Genomic DNA, 17598 nt, shown 5'->3' with positions numbered 1-17598 from the left:
CAGCGTTTTATTCTTGCAACATCAAGGTCACAGTAGCCGGACTGGATTTGTTATAATGAGAAAAATCCAATTTCAGCTAGCCAGGTTCTTCCATGTCCAAGCCATATTTAATTGCACCTTCAATTTTATCTGCCGATTTCGCCCGCTTAGGGGAAGAAGTCGAGAACGTCTTGGCAGCAGGGGCAGACGTTGTTCATTTTGATGTAATGGACAATCACTATGTACCCAATCTGACATTTGGTGCAGGTGTGTGCAAGGCCTTAAAAAACTATGGCATCAAGGCACCGATTGATGTGCATTTGATGGTCAAGCCGGTAGATCGCATGATTGGTGATTTTCTTGAAGCAGGCGCGGATATCATTACTTTCCATCCGGAAGCATCCGACCATATTGACCGGTCTTTACAGTTGATCAAGTCTGGTGGTGCCAAAGCCGGTTTGGTGTTTAATCCGGCAACACCGCTGCATTATCTGGATTATGTGCTAGATAAAGTAGATCAAATCCTGCTCATGAGCGTGAACCCGGGCTTTGGCGGGCAGAAATTCATTCCGATGACTTTGGACAAATTACGTCAGGCGCGTAAGCTGATCGATGCTTCAGGACGTGATATTCAGCTGGAAGTCGATGGTGGCGTTACACCAAGCAATATTCGTGAAATTGCCGAAGCAGGTGCCGATATGTTTGTGGCCGGATCGGCTATTTTTGGCAAGCCGGATTATAAAGCTGTAATTGATGAAATGCGGGCTGAATTGGCCAGAGTCGGTCAGGTTCAACTCTAATCGCTAAAAAGTAGAATGCGCATAAATATGTGGATAACTTTATGGATAAGTGTGTAGATATCTATGTGGGTAACCATATGGATATGTTGGGTAAAATGTAATCAATTGTAGTTTGGTTGATTGCGTTTTAGACAAAAATTGTATAAAAAGAACTCAAATCGGGTTCTTTTTATTATTTGTAACACTTGATTTTAGTGGTTGTTTATTCATCAAGCAGGCTTAATCAAACCAATTAAAAAGTGATCAATGTCTCATAAAATCGTGTTTCATTATGTAATCTCTCCACACAGCATTTAAATTTAATTGATGTGTATAACTTAATATTCCGGGCTGGTTTTTATGTCATTGTTGTGGATTAAATTGCCCGTTGATTGAAAATTTTTGAACTATGATTTTCAATAGCTACTATAACCAGAGCAGCAATGAGTGTCTTGGTGATTTGAGTAAGACAAAGTTAAGTTGTATCTCTGAAAGTCATCTTTTGTAAAAATAGCCAGATTGCTGCCATTTGGGTTTATAAAGTTTTATCTTGAGGAGGAACGACCTCCCTTGTGAATTGCATCGCAGAATTTACAGGAAAAATTGTCAGGACGGCCTGATTCTTAAATCAAAGAGGAGGGCTACATGGCCTGGATCATCCTTATTCTTGCAGGTATTTTTGAAATCGTTTGGGCTTATTCGATGAAACTGTCCGAAGGTTTCACCAGATTAACCCCAAGTATCATTACAATTTTTTTTATGGTTCTGAGCTTTGCCTTACTGGCCTACGCCATGCGTACCCTGCCGCTGGGCACAGCTTATGTGATCTGGACCGGCATTGGTGCAGTAGGCTCATTTCTGGTCGGGATTCTAGTGCTGGGTGAGCCTGCATCGGCGATGCGTATGCTGGCTGCGGTACTCATCATTTCCGGCCTGGTACTGATGAAGCTGTCCTCGTCATAATTTGCTGCAGCCTGTCTCGACAAACTGGGTTAAAATAGCAACTAAACTCCGCTGATTCGGGACAGGATGCCATCATGAACTTAAGCTATCTTTATATGGATTCTCCAGTCGGGCAGCTACAGCTGGTTGCACATGAAACTGCATTGGTTGCTGTACTCTGGGAGGGTGAAAAGCCGAATCGGGTAAAATTGGCAAGCCTGGTTGAAGACCCGCAACACCCGGTATTAATTCAAGCCAAGCAGCAGTTACAGGAATATTTTACTGGCCTACGCAGTGAGTTTAATCTGCCTTTAGACTTTGCCGGAACCGATTTTCAGAAGAGAGTCTGGCAGGCCTTATTGCAGATTCCGTATGGACAGACCCGAAGCTATCGCGAGATTGCCGAGCAGGTGGGTAATGTTAAAGCAGTGCGCGCTGTGGGTGCCGCCAACGGAAAAAATCCGATTTCGATTATTGCACCTTGTCACAGGGTGATTGGCAGTAGCGGCAAGCTAATCGGCTTTGCTGGCGGTTTGGATAAAAAAGAAATTCTGTTAAATATTGAACGAACGCATTAAGATCGGATTTTAACCAATAGTAAAAATAATATGGTCACTCTTTTTGCACCCTTATATCCAGTGCTTGGCTGGATGCTGTTGCTTGCCGTTGTACTTGGGGTTTTTAAGTTATTTAAGCCATTTTTAAAAGGAAAATTAGGCGAGTTTGCGGTTGCAGCTCATGTCAAACTGTATTTAAAAGACCCTCAATACATTCTGCTCAATGATTTGACGCTTCCAGATGGAGCAGGTGCCACCACACAAATTGATCATCTGTTATTGAGTCCTTATGGCATTTTCGTGATTGAAACCAAAAACTATAAAGGCTGGATTTTTGGAAACGAGCGACAAAAAATCTGGACGCAAAAACTTTATAAAAATAGTTATAAATTTCAAAATCCGATTCATCAAAACTATAAACACATCAAAGTGCTTGAACAATTACTGGCGGATACTGTGGCGCCAGATCTTTTGCATTCTGTGATTGTATTTATGCCGGATGCAGTGTTTAAAACGCCGATGCCAAAACAGGTATTTCGGGGTGCAGGCTGGACCGATTATGTAAAAAGTTTTGATCGGCAGATGATTTCGGAAACGAAATTAAAACGGATACAACTGCGGCTAGAAAAAGAAGTTTTAGAAAAATCCTGGAAAACCAATCGGGAACACATAGAAAATTTAAAGCAGCGTAAGCAGTCATAAGCTTTTACAAGCCCATAAAAAAGCCTTTGAATGATTCAAGGGCTTTTGGGTGTTAAATATTTGAAGCTTTTAGCTTTTCGGTAATTTCGCTGAGAACTTTAATCCGTTTCACTTCATCCCATAAGGTTTTGGCTTCAGGATAATGTTTCGACATCATGCCCAGCCATTGCTTGTAGCGGCCGACCATACCAATTTCGGTTTTGGCTGGACCATTGATAAAGCGGATTTGTAATTCGAGCAGTTCGTTCCAGCTAATGAGTGGATCATCACTATTTTTACGGATACATTGAGTCAGGTCAGGCGTGGTGACAGCGCCACGGCCCAGCATCAGGTCTTCACAACCAGACTCCAGCCGGCACTGTTTGGCATCGGTATTGTTCCAGATTTCACCATTAGCAATCACGTTAATATTCAACGCTTCACGAATCGGCTGTAATTGATCCCAGAATGCAGGCGGAGTATAGCCATCTGCTTTGGTACGGGCATGAACAGTGACCCAAGACGCTCCCGCATCTTCAATGGCATGCGCATTGTCCAGCATAAAGTTCCGATCCATATAACCCAGACGCATCTTGGCGGATACTGGAATATGTGCAGGCACGGCATCACGCACAGCTTTAACCAGCTCATGCACGACTTCGGGTTCATCCAGCAGGACTGAGCCACCGCGATGACGGTTCACGGTTTTGGCCGGACAGCCAAAGTTCATGTCAATTGCCGGTGCGCCCATGGCTGCCACTTTGGCGGCATTCGCTGCCAGCATCTCCGGATTATTTCCTAAAAACTGCACATGTACCGGTGTACCTGCCGCCGTCTTGCCGTCATTGAGCAGTTCCGGGCAGTAAGTATGATAAATATGATCCGGCAGGATGGAGTCGGTAACCCGGATAAACTCGGTCACGCACCAGTCAAAGCTACCTACGGATGTCAGTACATCGCGCATAATCGGATCGGTTAAGCCTTCCATGGGAGCAAGCACAAGTTTCAACGGTGTACACCTGTAAATTTAAAACGGTGTTATACGTTTTTTTAGCCAGCCTGTCTAGGTTGAAGGAGAATTGAAAGCGGAGAACTCAAAAAATCAGCTTTCTGCTTAAATATAAAAAGGCCCTTAATATTTATTAAAGGCCTTTCACAGCGAAGCTTAAGATGACTTATGTATAGTCAGTCAAATTAGTCAGCCAGTTTTTCGACTTGCATACTCTCACGGTAATACTGACAGCCTTTGTATAGCAAGAAGCAACCAATCAGTCCGGCGATGGCATTGACGATCGAAATGGAATTACCGACCATCATGGTGTTCTGGAAATATTTATCCGTGATTAATGCCACAGCGGTCGTTCCGATGCCTAAAGCAATCAGATTGGAGACCAGCAGGAACTTGGCAGAGACCTGTGCACGTAACTGATTCGGTGTCAGCATTTGCGTGGCAGCAGCCGAAGCGGGGATCGGGAAGGTCGAGAAGAACATCGCCACAAAAATTAGCGCAAATGAAATATGCATATTATCGACCTGAGTAAACAGCACACTTGGAACAATCAGCGCTGCACAGCCAATGGCGCCGGTGCGAATCGCCGCATCGCTATAGCCCCGCTTTGAAAAGAAGTCGATCAGCCAGCCACAGAACAAGGCACCTGATGTATTGGCGACCAGGATAATCGTTCCGAGGATATAACCGGTTTGACTGGCATCCAGACCAAAGTTGCGCATGTAATAGGCCGGTGCCCAGCCCAGTAGGGAATACAACATCATGGTATAGAAAGAAAAGCCAATAAAATGACAGAAGAAGGTCTTTTTATGTGTCTTGATAAAACCAACCGAGTTTTTGAAAGAGGCTTTAATGACCTGACCATCCTGACCGACTTTCATGCCTTTACGTGCAGGTTCACGTACTGTCAGCACCATGAGCAATGCCAGCAATACACCCGGTAAACCGACAATCATAAAGGTGAGTTGCCAGGTTTTTACTTCACCAATCACAGGTAAAGCCACAAAGCTGACATCTTTCAACAGACCAATCACATAACCGCCAATCAGGAAAGCCAGGCCAGAACCAATAAAGGCACCAATCGCATATACCCCGAGTGCACGGCCTAATTTATCTTTCGGGAATAAATCGGCAACAATCGAATAAAATGCAGGGGAAAGTGCAGCTTCACCGGCACCGACACTCAAACGTGCAATAAACATTTGAATAAAGTTTTTGCTGAGACCGCATGCGGCTGTGGCAAGGCTCCAGAATGCAATCCCTGTCGCGATGATTTTAATACGTGATTTTTGATCGGCCAGCGCTGCGATCGGGAGGCCCATAATCGCATAAAACAGGGAGAAGGCCAGGCCCTGTAACAGACTGAACTGGGTATCACTTAACATGAGATCGGCCTTAATCGGCTCAATCATTAAGGATAAAATTTGACGGTCTACAAATGACAGAATGTAAGCCACCATACAAATCACCACCACATACCATTGATAGGTGCTGCTTTCCGGAGGCGGTTCACTCTGTCCAGAAAGCGGCACTGCCGTTTCTGTCGGTGTTACAGGCTCAAAACTTTGATTTGGCGGTTGAATCGTCCTTTCAACCATGTCTATGTCCAGCGATTTATCATTCATCATGCAACATCCTGTGCTGATTGTTTGGGGTTTTTTTGATACTTATAATTTTATAATTATATTTATTTTGTATCGTATTATTCTAATCTAGAGTTTAAATTTGAGGCCGTCAATCCATTGCTATAAAAAAGATACAAATAATTTTTATAAATAAAAAAAAGGAATCATATAGATTCCTTTTTAAGATTTTTAGAATTAACTTGAACGTTCAACCAGGGTCAAAATGTCATAGGTAGCGACCAGTTCATTACGCTGATTTTTGACTTTAATATCCCAGACCACGACACCGTGCGGTTTCTGTGCCGGATCGCGTAGCAATTTAGGTGTTTTTTGCTTGCAGGTCAGCTCGACCTGAATGGTATCGCCAATTTTTACCGGTTCTACAAAGCGCAAGTTGTCCATGCCATAGTTAGCAATCACCGGGCCCGGCGCAGCCTCGACGAATAAACCGGCTGCCGCAGACACCACAAAATAGCCATGCGCGACACGTTCACCAAACAGTGATTCTGCTGCAGCGATTTTGTCCATATGTGCATAGAAATGATCACCGCTCAGACAGCCAAAATTCACCAGATCGGCTTCGGTCACCGTGCGTCGTGCAGTGAGCAGGCGCTCACCGATACGCAATTCATCAAATGATTTTTTGAATGGATGTACGCGATCTTCAAAGACCTGAGCGCCAGCCATCCAGCTATGTCCGACTTGAGTCAGGGCATTCGGGGAGCCTTGAATGGCCGTGCGTTGCATATAATGTTTCACTGCACGCAAGCCACCGAGCTCCTCACCGCCACCGGCACGTCCCGGTCCGCCATGCACCAGTAACGGTAATGGCGAACCATGTCCAGTACTTTCCTTGGCACTTTCAGCATCCAGAATATGAACCCGGCCATGCCATGGCGCAATTTTTCCGAGCAGTTGTTCAATGTTTTCATCGCTATTACGGACAATCGATGCCACCAGACTACCTTCACCACGTGCTACCAGATCAGCAAGCTGAGCCAGATCAGCATATGGCATTAAAGTCACTACAGGTCCAAATGCTTCTACTTGATGAATATTCTGTGCTTGTTCTGGTACTGTGCAGACTAAAACTGTAGGTGGATAGCAGGCAGACTTTTCAGGGTTTTCTACCTGAAGAATAAAGTCCTGACGCAAGTGGCTACCGAATACGATCTCTGCATCCTGGCTCAGCTGTTCAACTTTCGCCGCGACATCATATTTCTGTTTGACGCTGGCCAAAGCCCCCATACTGACGCCTTCTTGAGCAGGATCACCCACAACGACTTTTTTCAGTTTTTCAATCAGGCGACTCTGTACGGTGTGCAATAGTTCTGCCGGAATGAACGCACGACGAATTGCAGTACATTTTTGTCCGGCTTTAGAGGTCATTTCACGGAAAATTTCACGGACGAATAAATCAACCGTTTCGTCATCGGCTTGCGCCGTTAAAATCGCGCTATTGACCGAATCTGCTTCCATGGTGAATGGAATCGAGTAAGCATTTAAGTGGGGGTGCGAACGCAGTTTTTGCCCGGTTGATGCAGAACCGGTAAAGGTGACTGTATCTTGAGGATTTAAATGATCAAATAAATCATAGATCTGACCACAAATCAGCTGTAGTGACCCTTGTGGCAAGAAACCACTGTCATGAATAGCTTTGACCACTGCATGGGTCAGCTCGGCACCTTCTGTGGCCGGTTTGACAATACAGGGTACGCCTGCCAGTAAGCTAGGAGCGATCTTTTCCAGCATGCCCCAGATCGGGAAGTTAAAGGCATTGATATGTACAGCGACTCCGGCTTTCGGGGTCAGAATATGTTTAGCGCCGAAACTGCCTTGCTTGGACAGTGGAATCCAGGCATCTTCGACCCAGGCGGTTTCATCACTCAGTTCGCGGCGCACCAAACTCGAATAGGCATATAAGGTGCCAATCCCGCCTTCAATATCAATCCAGGCATCTTTACGGGTACAACCGGTCGCCTTGGCAAGCTGGTAAAACTCTTCTTTGCGTTCCATCAAATGCTGTGCCACTTGCTTCAGTGCATTGGCACGTTGATGAAAGGTCCATGTGGCAATAGTTGCGCCTTTCTGTTTGGCATATTTCACCACGGCTTGGGTATCGATGCCCTGACTGCCGACCTGATAAACCGCTTCACCGCTAATAGCATGGTAAACCGTACGTAAATCAGCTTGCGCTGTGTATTCCTGACCATACACCAAGGAAGCCAAGATTTTGATGGTATTAGGATTATTTGTTGATTGAGTATCTTGATAATCCGTTGTGCTTGAGCTGCTTTCTAACTCTAACATGGTAAAAACTCCATTTACGATACGTTTTGATAAGTATTTTAATTTTGATGTTTTATAATTTGTGTTTAAAAAATGAAAATGTCAATCATAAATCTGTGTTTAAAAATGGTTAACAATAAAATAAAAAATATTTAATGATATAAAACATATACTTATTAAAAATAAAGGATAAAAATTAAATGATACCAATAAATAGATATTGATTTTAATTACGTATCGTTTTAATTTGGGTGTATCAACACTTGGGATAAGTGAGGGAACAATGAATAACCAACAACAAATCTTCGATCAAAAGATTGAAAAGGATATTTCCATAGAGCCGAAGGACTGGATGCCGGATGCTTATCGTAAAACCTTGATTCGCCAGATCGGTCAGCATGCCCACTCTGAAGTTGTGGGTATGTTGCCAGAAGGCAACTGGATTACCCGTGCACCGACCTTGAAGCGTAAAGCTGTGCTGATGGCAAAAGTCCAGGACGAAGCCGGTCATGCGTTGTATCTGTACAGTGCTGCTGAAACCCTGGGTGCGGATCGTGACGACATGATGGATAAACTGATTGCCGGTCGCATGAAATATTCATCCATTTTTAACTATCCCACTTTGAGCTGGGCCGATGTTGCCGCGATTGGCTGGCTGGTAGATGGTGCAGCGATTGTCAATCAGGTTGCGCTGTGCCGTACATCTTATGGTCCTTATGCCCGTGCCATGGTACGCGTCTGCAAGGAAGAAAGTTTCCATCAGCGTCAGGGCTTTGAAGCCATGATGGAATTGGCCAATGGGACGCCAGAACAAAAGCAGATGGCACAGGATGCAGTGAACCGTTTCTGGTGGCCGGCACTAATGATGTTTGGTCCAAGTGATGATAATTCACCGAACAGTGCACAAAGTATGCAGTGGAAAATTAAATTATTCAGCAATGATGAGCTACGTCAGAAATTTGTCGATAACACCGTATCGCAAGTGTTGCAGCTGGGTTTAACCGTTCCGGATTCGGACCTGAAATTCAATGAAGCCACCGGACATTATGAATTTGGTGAAATCAACTGGGATGAGTTTTTTGCGATTCTTGCTGGCAAGGGGCCATGTAACCATGAGCGTATCGAAGCACGCCGTAAAGCTTGGGAAGGCGGCAAGTGGGTATGGGATTCAGCAGCAGTCTATGCGCAAAAACAGCAGCAACGCTCAGCAGCACAAAAAGTTGCTTAAAAAATAGTTTGATCAATATAAGGAAATTTGCTCATGAATAACAAAAATAACTGGTCACTTTATGAAGTGTTTGTACGGAGTAAACAGGGTCTGAGTCACCGTCATGTCGGCAGCCTGCGTGCACCAGATGAAGAGGTTGCACTGCAAAATGCCCGCGATGTGTATACCCGCCGCAATGAAGGCATCAGTATCTGGGTGGTGAAATCTGAATTGATTACCTCTTCCCAGCCAGATGAAAAAGCAGAATTTTTTGAACCGGCTTTGGACAAGGTCTATCGCCATCCGACCTTTTATAACATTCCAGCTGGCATCGAGCACATGTAAAGGGAAAAGGTGAAGATCATGACAAATCAAGTATTGGCAGAATTTCTTTTACATGTGGGCGACAGTCAACTGGTGTTGTCGCATCGTTTGGCAGAATGGTGTGGCCATGCCCCTGAACTGGAGCTGGATATTGCCTTAGCCAATATCGGACTGGATTTACTCGGTCAGGCACGTACCGCACTCAGGTTGGCCGGTGAAGTGGAAGGCTTGGGCCGTGATGAAGACAAGCTGGCTTATTTCCGCACCGAGCGTGAATACCGCAATTTGCTGCTGTGTGAACAGCCGAATGGTGACTTTGCCCAGACCTTGGTACGTCAGTGGTTGATGGATCATTATCACACTTTATTGTTTAGTGCTTTAACTGAAAGTCAGCATGCTGAACTGGCGGCTTTTGCAGTGAAATCGCTCAAGGAAGTGAAATATCACCAGCGTTTTTCTACCACGTGGATGGAACGCCTAAGTTTAGGTACCGCAGAAGCACATGAAAAAATCCAGCAAGGTTTAAACCAGTTATGGCGTTTTACCGAAGAGCTGTTTGTGTTGACTGCAGCTGAGAAACAGCTGGTCGAAAGCGGTGTCATTCCAGATATTGAACATTTAAAAGTCCAGTGGCTGGAAACAATTACAGCCGAATTAGCCCGATTTGAATTAAGCCTGCCAGAGCTAGGTGCTTATCGGAGTGGAGCTAAACAGGGTTTACATACAGAACATCTCGGTTTTGTTTTGGCTGAACTGCAATATATGCAGCGCTCATATCCAAACATGAACTGGTAATTCGGCATAATCACAGGGAGTGAGTCGCATGAATCTGATTCGACACGTAGAAGATCAATGTTGGGACGTTTTGCAGCAGGTTTCTGATCCAGAGATTCCGGTATTGTCAGTGATTGATCTGGGCATGATTCGTGGCGTCGAGCTGAATCAGCAGGATGAAATTGTGGTGCGACTCACGCCGACCTACAGCGGCTGTCCGGCCACGGATGTATTAAAAGCAGAAATTACCCAGGCTTTCAAGGCGAACGGTTTGACGCCGGTCAAAGTCATTGTGGATCTGTCTGAGGCCTGGACCACGGACTGGATGAGTGAATCGGGCAAACACAAATTACAGCAATATGGGATCGCCCCGCCGCAAGGTCAAGCGCATAGTTGTGGTACGCATGTGGCATTGAGCGATGGCATCACCTGTCCACAGTGCTTAAGTCATAACAGCAAATTGTTAAGTGAATTCGGTTCGACCGCCTGTAAAGCTTTATATCAATGTCGGGACTGCTTAGAAACTTTTGACTATTTCAAATGTATTTGATTGTAACGATTGTGCGGTGGGCAGGGTAAACCAATAACAAGCCTGAACACCGCCACCTAAAAGAAGGATTTTGCCATGAGCCAATTTATCCCATTAACCATTAAATCGATTCAGCCACAAACCGAGCAGGCCATCTGTATTGCCTTTGATCTCGCGCCTGAGCAGTTGGATGCTTTTCAATATCAGCCGGGTCAACACCTGACCATTCGCCATTTAAGTGATGATGGCGAGCTGCGCCGTTGCTATTCGATTTGTAGTGATACTCAGGAAGATATGAGTATTGCGATTAAAAGAATTGATCAGGGTCAGTTTTCAATCTGGGCTAATACGCATCTCAAAGCGGGTGATGTACTGGAAGTGATGCCACCACAAGGGGTGTTCTTCCAAAAAGCAGCCAAGGCCGGTGGCCAGAATTACTTAGGCTTCGCAGCAGGTAGTGGCATTACGCCAATCTTATCGATTGTAAAGTCAGTGCTGAACCGCCAAGCAGAAGCAACATTTACTTTGGTGTATGGCAACCGTTCCTGGAAACAGACCATGTTTTCTGAACAGATTATGGATCTGAAAGATCGTTTTAAAGAACGTCTGCAACTGGTGAATATTTTTTCCCGTGAATTGAATGACAGCGAGATCTTTAACGGTCGGATCGACGCAGACAAATTGCAGCAGCTGTTTCAGGCCAATCTGATTTCAGCCGACACCGATCACTGTTTTGCCTGCGGCCCTGAAGAAATGATGACAGCAGTCGAAACGGTATTACCGACTTGGGGGATTCAGCGCAGCAAGATTCACACTGAGCGTTTCAATACCGGCACTGCACCGAAAGCAACTGCCCAGCAGATGCAAAGCCGCAGTGAAGAGCGCGTCAACATTATTCTCGATGGTCGCGAGCTGATTGTGGAAGTCTCCAAACAGGATGACAGCATTTTGGATGCTGCACTTCGTGCCGGCGCCGACTTGCCGTATGCCTGTAAGGGCGGTGTCTGTGCCACTTGTAAATGCAAGGTCTTAGAGGGACAGGTCGAAATGGCGGTGAATTACAGTCTGGAAGAAGACGAAATTCAGAAAGGTTATGTGCTGAGCTGTCAGGCACGTCCAACCACGGCTAATGTACGTCTGAGTTTTGATGAATAAGTACAGGATTAATTGCTGAGCACAGCAGGAGTTCAAGGATGACCTATATTAAAACCAGTTCGCCAAAAACCGGCGTAGTCCTGATCGAGCTGAACCGGCCAGAAAAGCGTAATACCTTAAACAATGCCACCTTGCAAGAGATTGCAGCATGTTTACAGGATTTGGAAACAGATGCTGCGGTCAAGGCCGTGGTCATCACCGGAAATACGCAATGCTTTGCTGCCGGTGCTGATTTAAATGAGCTGGCACAGTTAGATGTGGTCAGTATCCAGCAGGATCAGCGGCCACTGCTCTGGAAAAAAATTGACGAGTTTTCCAAACCTTTGATTATGGCGGTGAATGGTTATGCCTTGGGTGCAGGTTTTGAGCTGGCCCTGCATGGTGACATGATCTTGACAGGTGACAATGCCCAGTTTGCCTTGCCTGAAATTGGTTTGGGTATGCTGCCGGGTGCCGGTGGAACCCAGCGTCTGGCCCGTCTGGTCGGTCAGCAACTGACCATGCGCTGGGCCATGACCGGTGAAATGATTTCGGCACAGACTGCATTGCAACATGGCATTAGCAGCCAGATTTGTCCGGCAGAACTGACCGTGCAATACGCACTGGAACTGGCAGAAAAAATTGCCAAGCAGGCACCGCTGGCCATTCGTGCCATCAAGCAATCTTTAAAGTCAATTCATGAAGTGACTTTAAGTCAGGGGCTGAAACTGGAACGACAACATTTTGTCTGGCTGGCGGCAACCCAAGATCGCCAGGAAGGCATCAATGCATTTTTAGAAAAAAGAAAACCAGAATTTAGAGGTGTGTAATGGAATATCAAACAATTATTGTCGAAGAAAAAAATGCAGTGGGCTACCTGATCTTTAACCGTCCAAAACAGCTTAACAGCTTTAATGAAATCATGCATCAGGAAGTCTCCAAGGTCATCAAGGCCTGGGCCAAAGACAGCCAGATTCGTGCCGTGGTGATTTCAGCTGAAGGCCGTGGTTTCTGTGCCGGTCAGGATCTGAATGACCGTGTGGTTGATCCGAATGCCGATGCACCGGACTTAGGCCTATCAATTGAAAAATACTACAACCCTTTAATCAAGCTGATTACCGAAATGCCAAAGCCGGTGCTTTGTGCGGTGAATGGTGTTGCAGCAGGGGCAGGTGCCAATATTGCCTTGGCCTGTGACATTGTGATTGCAGCAAAATCGGCTTCTTTTATTCAAGCCTTTTGCCGTCTGGGTCTGGTGCCAGATTCAGGCGGTACCTGGTTCCTGCCACGTCTGGTCGGGCGTGCCCAAGCGATGGGCCTTGCCATGCTCGGCGATAAAATGCCGGCTGAGCGCGCAGTACAGCTCGGCATGATCTGGCAGGTGGTTAAAGATGAGCAATTGCAGGCAGAAGCGAAAAAACTGGCAGAGCATCTGGCACAGCAACCGACCTATGGTCTGTCGCTGATCAAAAAAGCCATTCATGCCGCAGCCGACAATAATCTGGATGAGCAGCTGATTCTGGAGCGTGATTTACAGCGTTTGGCTGGACGTTCAAGTGATTATAAGGAAGGTGTACAAGCCTTTATGCAAAAACGTACCCCTGAATATAAAGGATGCTAAATCATGCAACAGATCAATTTGGAACACCTCAAAGTTGCTGTGGTCGGTGCTGGAACCATGGGGATTGGCATTGCACAACTGGCCGCCATGCACGGGCATCCGACCTATGTGTTTGACCTCGATCGCAGCAAAGTTCAGAGTGCCTTGACTGCTTTAGAGGCACAGCTTGGCAAGCGGGTACAGAATGGCAAAATGACCCAGCAATTGCTGGAGAGTACCTTCGCCAATCTGATCGTGGCCGAGGATATTCAACAGCTGGCCGATGCGGGCCTGATTATTGAAGCCATTGTCGAAAAGAAAGAAGTGAAACAAAACCTGTTTCAACAGCTGGCTGCCATTTGCCCGGAACAGACAATTTTTGCGTCCAATACTTCCTCAATTTCCATTACCGCGATTGCCTCGGCGATTCCGCATCCAGAGCGGGTAATTGGGCTGCATTTCTTTAATCCGGCACCGGTGATGAAATTGGTCGAGATTATCCGTGGACTGAAAACTTCAGCCGCCATTGCCGATGCAGTATTTGAATTGATGAAGGACTGGAACAAGGTTCCGGTACGGGCTAAATCGACCCCCGGTTTTATCGTCAATCGTGTTGCACGACCTTATTATGCCGAAGCCTTTCGTGCCTTGCAGGAAAATGCCAGCACACCTGAACAGCTCGATTACATCATGCGTGAATGTGGCCGTTTTGCCATGGGACCGTGTGAACTCACGGACTTGATTGGACAGGATGTGAATTTCTCGGTGACGCAAAGTGTCTATCAGGAGTTTTTCTATGAGCCACGCTACCGCCCATCCCTGATTCAAAAAGAGCTGGTCGATGCCGGCTGTTATGGCCGCAAGTCCGGACAGGGTTTTTATGATTATAGCCAGTCCAAGCCTATACCAGCGTACGAATTACCAGTGTGCTATGCAAAATCATTGAACAAATTAAAAGTCATCGTACGTGGTGAATGGCAACATTCCTCAGCACTGATTGAACGCTTAAAACAGGCCTCTCATGTGGAACTGAGTTTTCAGGCAGCAGAACAGAATGAAATCTGGATTGGTGATCTGTCCCTGCGATTGTCGCTTGGTGAGTCGGTTGAACTGGCTTATCCGCATGATCCGGTGGTGTTGATGGACTGGCATGCTGATTGGGAAAATGCTCAGGCGATTCCGGTAGTTGCATCACCCGCTTGTAGTGAAGAGCAGCGCCAGGCGGCAGAGCTATTCCTTCTAGGTATGAATGTGATACCTATTTGGTCTAAGGATCATCCAGGTCTTTATGTTATACGTAGTATCGCCATGCTGGTGAATGAAGCCTGTGAAGCCGTATTGCATGACATTGCATCAGAACAAGATATTGATTCTGCTATGAAATATGGTGTGAATTATCCTTGTGGTCCATTTGAATGGGCAGATAGAATTGGATATTACACAATTTTACAAATTTTGGAAAATATGTATCATATTTATGGTGAAGATCGCTATAGAACTAGTATATATTTAGCAAAGAAAGCGGTGCAGGGACATGCACAGAAAACTCAGCAGCACCCATTACGCGTCGCTGGCTAAAAGGAAGAATCATGGAACAGGCTTATATTTTTGATGGAATTCGTACCCCGATTGGACGCTATGCCGGTGGACTCAGCAGTGTTCGTAGCGATGATCTGGCAGCGCTACCGATTCAATATCTGAAAGAGCAGCATCCTGGATTGCCATGGGCAGAACTGGATGAAGTGATCCTTGGCTGTGCCAATCAGGCCGGTGAAGATAACCGCAACGTTGCGCGTATGGCGGCTTTGCTTGCAGGACTACCAGAATCTGTTCCAGCGCTCACCGTAAACCGCTTATGTGCCTCAGGTCTGGATGCGATTGGGCTTGCTGCACGTGCGATCAAATCGGGTGAAGCACAATTTATTTTGGCGGGTGGGGTAGAATCCATGAGTCGCGCGCCTTTTGTGCAGTCTAAACCGACCACCGCCTTTAGCCGTACCCCAGAAATTTATGACACCACCATTGGCTGGCGTTTTATCAACCCAAAATTTAAAGCCCAGTTTGGCATCGATAGCATGCCGGAAACAGCGGAAAACGTCGCTGAAAAATATCAGATCAGTCGCGCAGATCAGGACCTGTTTGCCTATCATAGCCAGCAGAAAACTGCAGTAGCCCAGCAGAAGGGTATTTTTGCCGCAGAAATCCTGCCGGTAGAGGTCAAAGGTCCGAAGAAAACCACGCTGACCATTGCCCAAGACGAGCACCCGCGTGCCGAGACCACACTGGATAATCTGGCAGCCTTAAAAACCCCATTTCGTAAAGAAGGCGGTTCGGTCACTGCCGGTAATGCTTCGGGTGTCAATGACGGTGCGGCTTGTGTATTGCTCGGCAACCAGCATTTTGCGGAACAGTATGGTTTGCATCCCAAAGCCAAAGTGATTGGAATGGCCAGTGCGGGTGTCGAAGCGAAATATATGGGCATTGGGCCAGTTCCAGCGGTGCAGAAAGTCTTGAAACAGACCGGACTCAGTCTGGAACAGATGGATGTAATCGAGCTGAATGAAGCATTCGCAGCGCAGTCACTGGCCGTGATTCGGGAGCTGGGCCTGCAAGACGATGATGCAAGAATCAACCCGAATGGCGGTGCCATCGCTTTGGGTCATCCACTGGGCATGAGTGGTACCCGTCTGGTGATTACTGCCATGCATGAACTGAAACGCCGTAAAGGAAAATATGCACTGTGCACCATGTGTGTTGGTGTGGGTCAAGGCGTGGCACTGGTTTTAGAAAATATGGATTAAGACAGCATTCAATCAATGAATTAAATCGCGGTCAGGAAGACTGCGTCAGGAGTAAGAATATGAATAACAATGCAATGGAAAAAATTGAAAAAGTATCGGTTGATGAGTTACGCAATGTTCAGCTACAGCGTATGAAAAAGACGCTACAACATGCCTATCAGAATAGCCCGGTTTATAAAAAGAAATTTGATGATGCCGGCGTGCATCCAGACGATTTTAATTCACTGGATGATCTGGCCAAATTCCCGTTTACCACCAAACAGGATTTACGCGATAACTATCCGTTTGGCATGTTTGCTGTTCCGCAGGAGCAGATTGTACGTGTGCATGCATCTTCTGGCACCACCGGTCAGCCTACCGTGGTTGGTTATACTCAAAATGATATCAATGTCTGGTCGGATGTAGTGGCACGTTCATTACGTGCAGCCGGTTTGAGCAGTAAAGATACCATTCAGGTGTCTTATGGTTATGGTCTGTTTACTGGCGGTCTGGGTGCGCATTATGGTGTCGAGCGTTTGGGTGCAACCGTGATTCCGATGTCCGGCGGCCAGACTGAACGTCAGGCACAATTGATTCATGATTTTAAGCCGACGGCATTGATGGTCACGCCATCTTACTGTCTGAATATTATTGAAGCGCTTGAGCATAAATTCGGTACTGCCAAAAACTGTTCAATTAAAACCGGTGTCTTTGGTGCAGAGCCATGGACCAATGAAATGCGCAAGGAAATTGAAGAACGTCTCGGCATCGATGCCCTGGATATTTATGGCTTGTCTGAAGTGATGGGGCCGGGCGTAGCCATGGAATGTCTGGAATCCAAAGATGGCCCAACCATCTGGGAAGATCATTTCTATCCGGAAATTATCCATCCGGAAACCGGCGAAGTGCTGCCCGATGGCGAACTGGGTGAACTGGTGTTTACCACTATTACCAAAGAAGGCATGCCGGTGATCCGTTACCGTACCCGCGATCTGACCCGTTTATTGCCAGGCACAGCACGTACCATGCGCCGTATGGACAAGATTGTCGGCCGCAGTGATGACATGATGATTATCCGTGGAGTGAATGTATTCCCGTCGCAAATTGAAGAGCAGATTTTACAGATCCAGCAACTGATTCCGAACTATCAGATCCAGATTTGCAAACAAGGCCATCTAGATACATTGCATATCCGTACCGAAATGCGTAAAGATAGTAGCGATATCATGGCGCATCAGCTGGCCACTCAGCTCAAGGGCAAGATTAAAACCATGGTTGGTATCAGTGTCAGTGTCGAAGTACTGCCAGAAGGCAGCTTGCCCCGCTCTGAAGGTAAGGCACAGCGCGTTTTTGATATCCGCAAGTCTGCATGAAGTCCTACTGGATGAT

General features: G+C 46.3%; 17 protein-coding genes. 14 read left to right on the top strand and 3 right to left on the bottom strand.

Features of this window, described 5'->3' with window-relative positions:
* Positions 1 to 92 precede the first annotated feature (92 nt).
* The 4 genes from rpe (at position 93) to AC3IT7_RS12055 (ending at position 2959) form a co-directional block, all read left to right on the top strand.
* Positions 93 to 779 (top strand): ribulose-phosphate 3-epimerase, encoded by a 687-nt coding sequence (gene rpe / locus AC3IT7_RS12070; RefSeq protein WP_489248629.1) that lies wholly within the window; start codon positions 93 to 95, stop codon positions 777 to 779.
* 624 nt (positions 780 to 1403) lie between these two features.
* On the top strand, positions 1404 to 1721 hold the full coding sequence (gene sugE / locus AC3IT7_RS12065; RefSeq protein WP_475654490.1) for a quaternary ammonium compound efflux SMR transporter SugE: 318 nt from the start codon (positions 1404 to 1406) through the stop codon (positions 1719 to 1721).
* A 74-nt stretch (positions 1722 to 1795) separates the two neighbouring features.
* Positions 1796 to 2278 (top strand): methylated-DNA--[protein]-cysteine S-methyltransferase, encoded by a 483-nt coding sequence (locus AC3IT7_RS12060; protein WP_489248628.1) that lies wholly within the window; start codon positions 1796 to 1798, stop codon positions 2276 to 2278.
* A 30-nt stretch (positions 2279 to 2308) separates the two neighbouring features.
* Positions 2309 to 2959: a nuclease-related domain-containing protein gene (locus AC3IT7_RS12055; protein ID WP_489248627.1), complete on the top strand. Its 651-nt coding sequence runs from the start codon at positions 2309 to 2311 to the stop codon at positions 2957 to 2959.
* A 52-nt stretch (positions 2960 to 3011) separates the two neighbouring features.
* On the opposite strand, the gene AC3IT7_RS12050 is transcribed toward AC3IT7_RS12055, so the two are convergent.
* The 3 genes from AC3IT7_RS12050 to paaZ all read right to left on the bottom strand — a co-directional run bounded on the left by AC3IT7_RS12050 (position 3012) and on the right by paaZ (position 7882).
* Complete coding sequence (locus AC3IT7_RS12050) at positions 3012 to 3947, bottom strand: tRNA-dihydrouridine synthase (RefSeq protein WP_489248626.1); 936 nt, start codon at positions 3945 to 3947, stop codon at positions 3012 to 3014.
* A gap of 185 nt (positions 3948 to 4132) precedes the next feature.
* Complete coding sequence (locus tag AC3IT7_RS12045; protein WP_489248625.1) at positions 4133 to 5575, bottom strand: spinster family MFS transporter; 1443 nt, start codon at positions 5573 to 5575, stop codon at positions 4133 to 4135.
* A gap of 192 nt (positions 5576 to 5767) precedes the next feature.
* A complete protein-coding gene (gene paaZ / locus AC3IT7_RS12040) occupies positions 5768 to 7882 on the bottom strand; it encodes a phenylacetic acid degradation bifunctional protein PaaZ (RefSeq protein ID WP_489248624.1) in 2115 nt (704 codons plus the stop codon).
* A gap of 262 nt (positions 7883 to 8144) precedes the next feature.
* Here paaZ and paaA point away from each other — a divergent pair, with 262 nt between their 5' ends.
* The 10 genes from paaA (at position 8145) to paaK (ending at position 17582) form a co-directional block, all read left to right on the top strand.
* Positions 8145 to 9089: a 1,2-phenylacetyl-CoA epoxidase subunit PaaA gene (gene paaA / locus AC3IT7_RS12035; protein WP_489248623.1), complete on the top strand. Its 945-nt coding sequence runs from the start codon at positions 8145 to 8147 to the stop codon at positions 9087 to 9089.
* A gap of 33 nt (positions 9090 to 9122) precedes the next feature.
* A complete protein-coding gene (gene paaB / locus AC3IT7_RS12030) occupies positions 9123 to 9413 on the top strand; it encodes a 1,2-phenylacetyl-CoA epoxidase subunit PaaB (RefSeq protein WP_004279183.1) in 291 nt (96 codons plus the stop codon).
* Between the two features lie 18 nt (positions 9414 to 9431).
* A complete protein-coding gene (gene paaC / locus AC3IT7_RS12025; RefSeq protein WP_489248622.1) occupies positions 9432 to 10187 on the top strand; it encodes a 1,2-phenylacetyl-CoA epoxidase subunit PaaC in 756 nt (251 codons plus the stop codon).
* A 28-nt stretch (positions 10188 to 10215) separates the two neighbouring features.
* Positions 10216 to 10716: a 1,2-phenylacetyl-CoA epoxidase subunit PaaD gene (paaD, locus tag AC3IT7_RS12020; protein ID WP_489248621.1), complete on the top strand. Its 501-nt coding sequence runs from the start codon at positions 10216 to 10218 to the stop codon at positions 10714 to 10716.
* A gap of 75 nt (positions 10717 to 10791) precedes the next feature.
* Entirely contained in the window at positions 10792 to 11850 is a 1059-nt protein-coding gene (locus tag AC3IT7_RS12015) for a 2Fe-2S iron-sulfur cluster-binding protein (protein ID WP_489248620.1), read from the top strand.
* Positions 11851 to 11888: 38 nt separating this feature from the next.
* Positions 11889 to 12659, top strand: coding sequence for an enoyl-CoA hydratase-related protein (locus AC3IT7_RS12010; protein ID WP_489248619.1), 771 nt, complete (start codon positions 11889 to 11891; stop codon positions 12657 to 12659).
* The gene (paaG, locus tag AC3IT7_RS12005) at positions 12659 to 13450 is read left to right on the top strand and encodes a 2-(1,2-epoxy-1,2-dihydrophenyl)acetyl-CoA isomerase PaaG (RefSeq protein ID WP_489248618.1); all 792 of its coding nucleotides are present in this window, start codon (positions 12659 to 12661) and stop codon (positions 13448 to 13450) included. The genes AC3IT7_RS12010 and paaG overlap by 1 nt, the downstream gene beginning before the upstream one ends.
* A gap of 3 nt (positions 13451 to 13453) precedes the next feature.
* Positions 13454 to 15007: a 3-hydroxyacyl-CoA dehydrogenase gene (locus tag AC3IT7_RS12000; RefSeq protein ID WP_489248617.1), complete on the top strand. Its 1554-nt coding sequence runs from the start codon at positions 13454 to 13456 to the stop codon at positions 15005 to 15007.
* A gap of 11 nt (positions 15008 to 15018) precedes the next feature.
* Positions 15019 to 16230 (top strand): 3-oxoadipyl-CoA thiolase, encoded by a 1212-nt coding sequence (gene pcaF, locus AC3IT7_RS11995; RefSeq protein WP_489248616.1) that lies wholly within the window; start codon positions 15019 to 15021, stop codon positions 16228 to 16230.
* A gap of 59 nt (positions 16231 to 16289) precedes the next feature.
* The gene (gene paaK, locus AC3IT7_RS11990; protein WP_489248615.1) at positions 16290 to 17582 is read left to right on the top strand and encodes a phenylacetate--CoA ligase PaaK; all 1293 of its coding nucleotides are present in this window, start codon (positions 16290 to 16292) and stop codon (positions 17580 to 17582) included.
* Positions 17583 to 17598: the final 16 nt, after the last annotated feature.

The organism is Acinetobacter sp. KH_038 (assembly GCF_057839405.1).
This window is presented reverse-complemented; position numbering and strand designations above follow the sequence as displayed.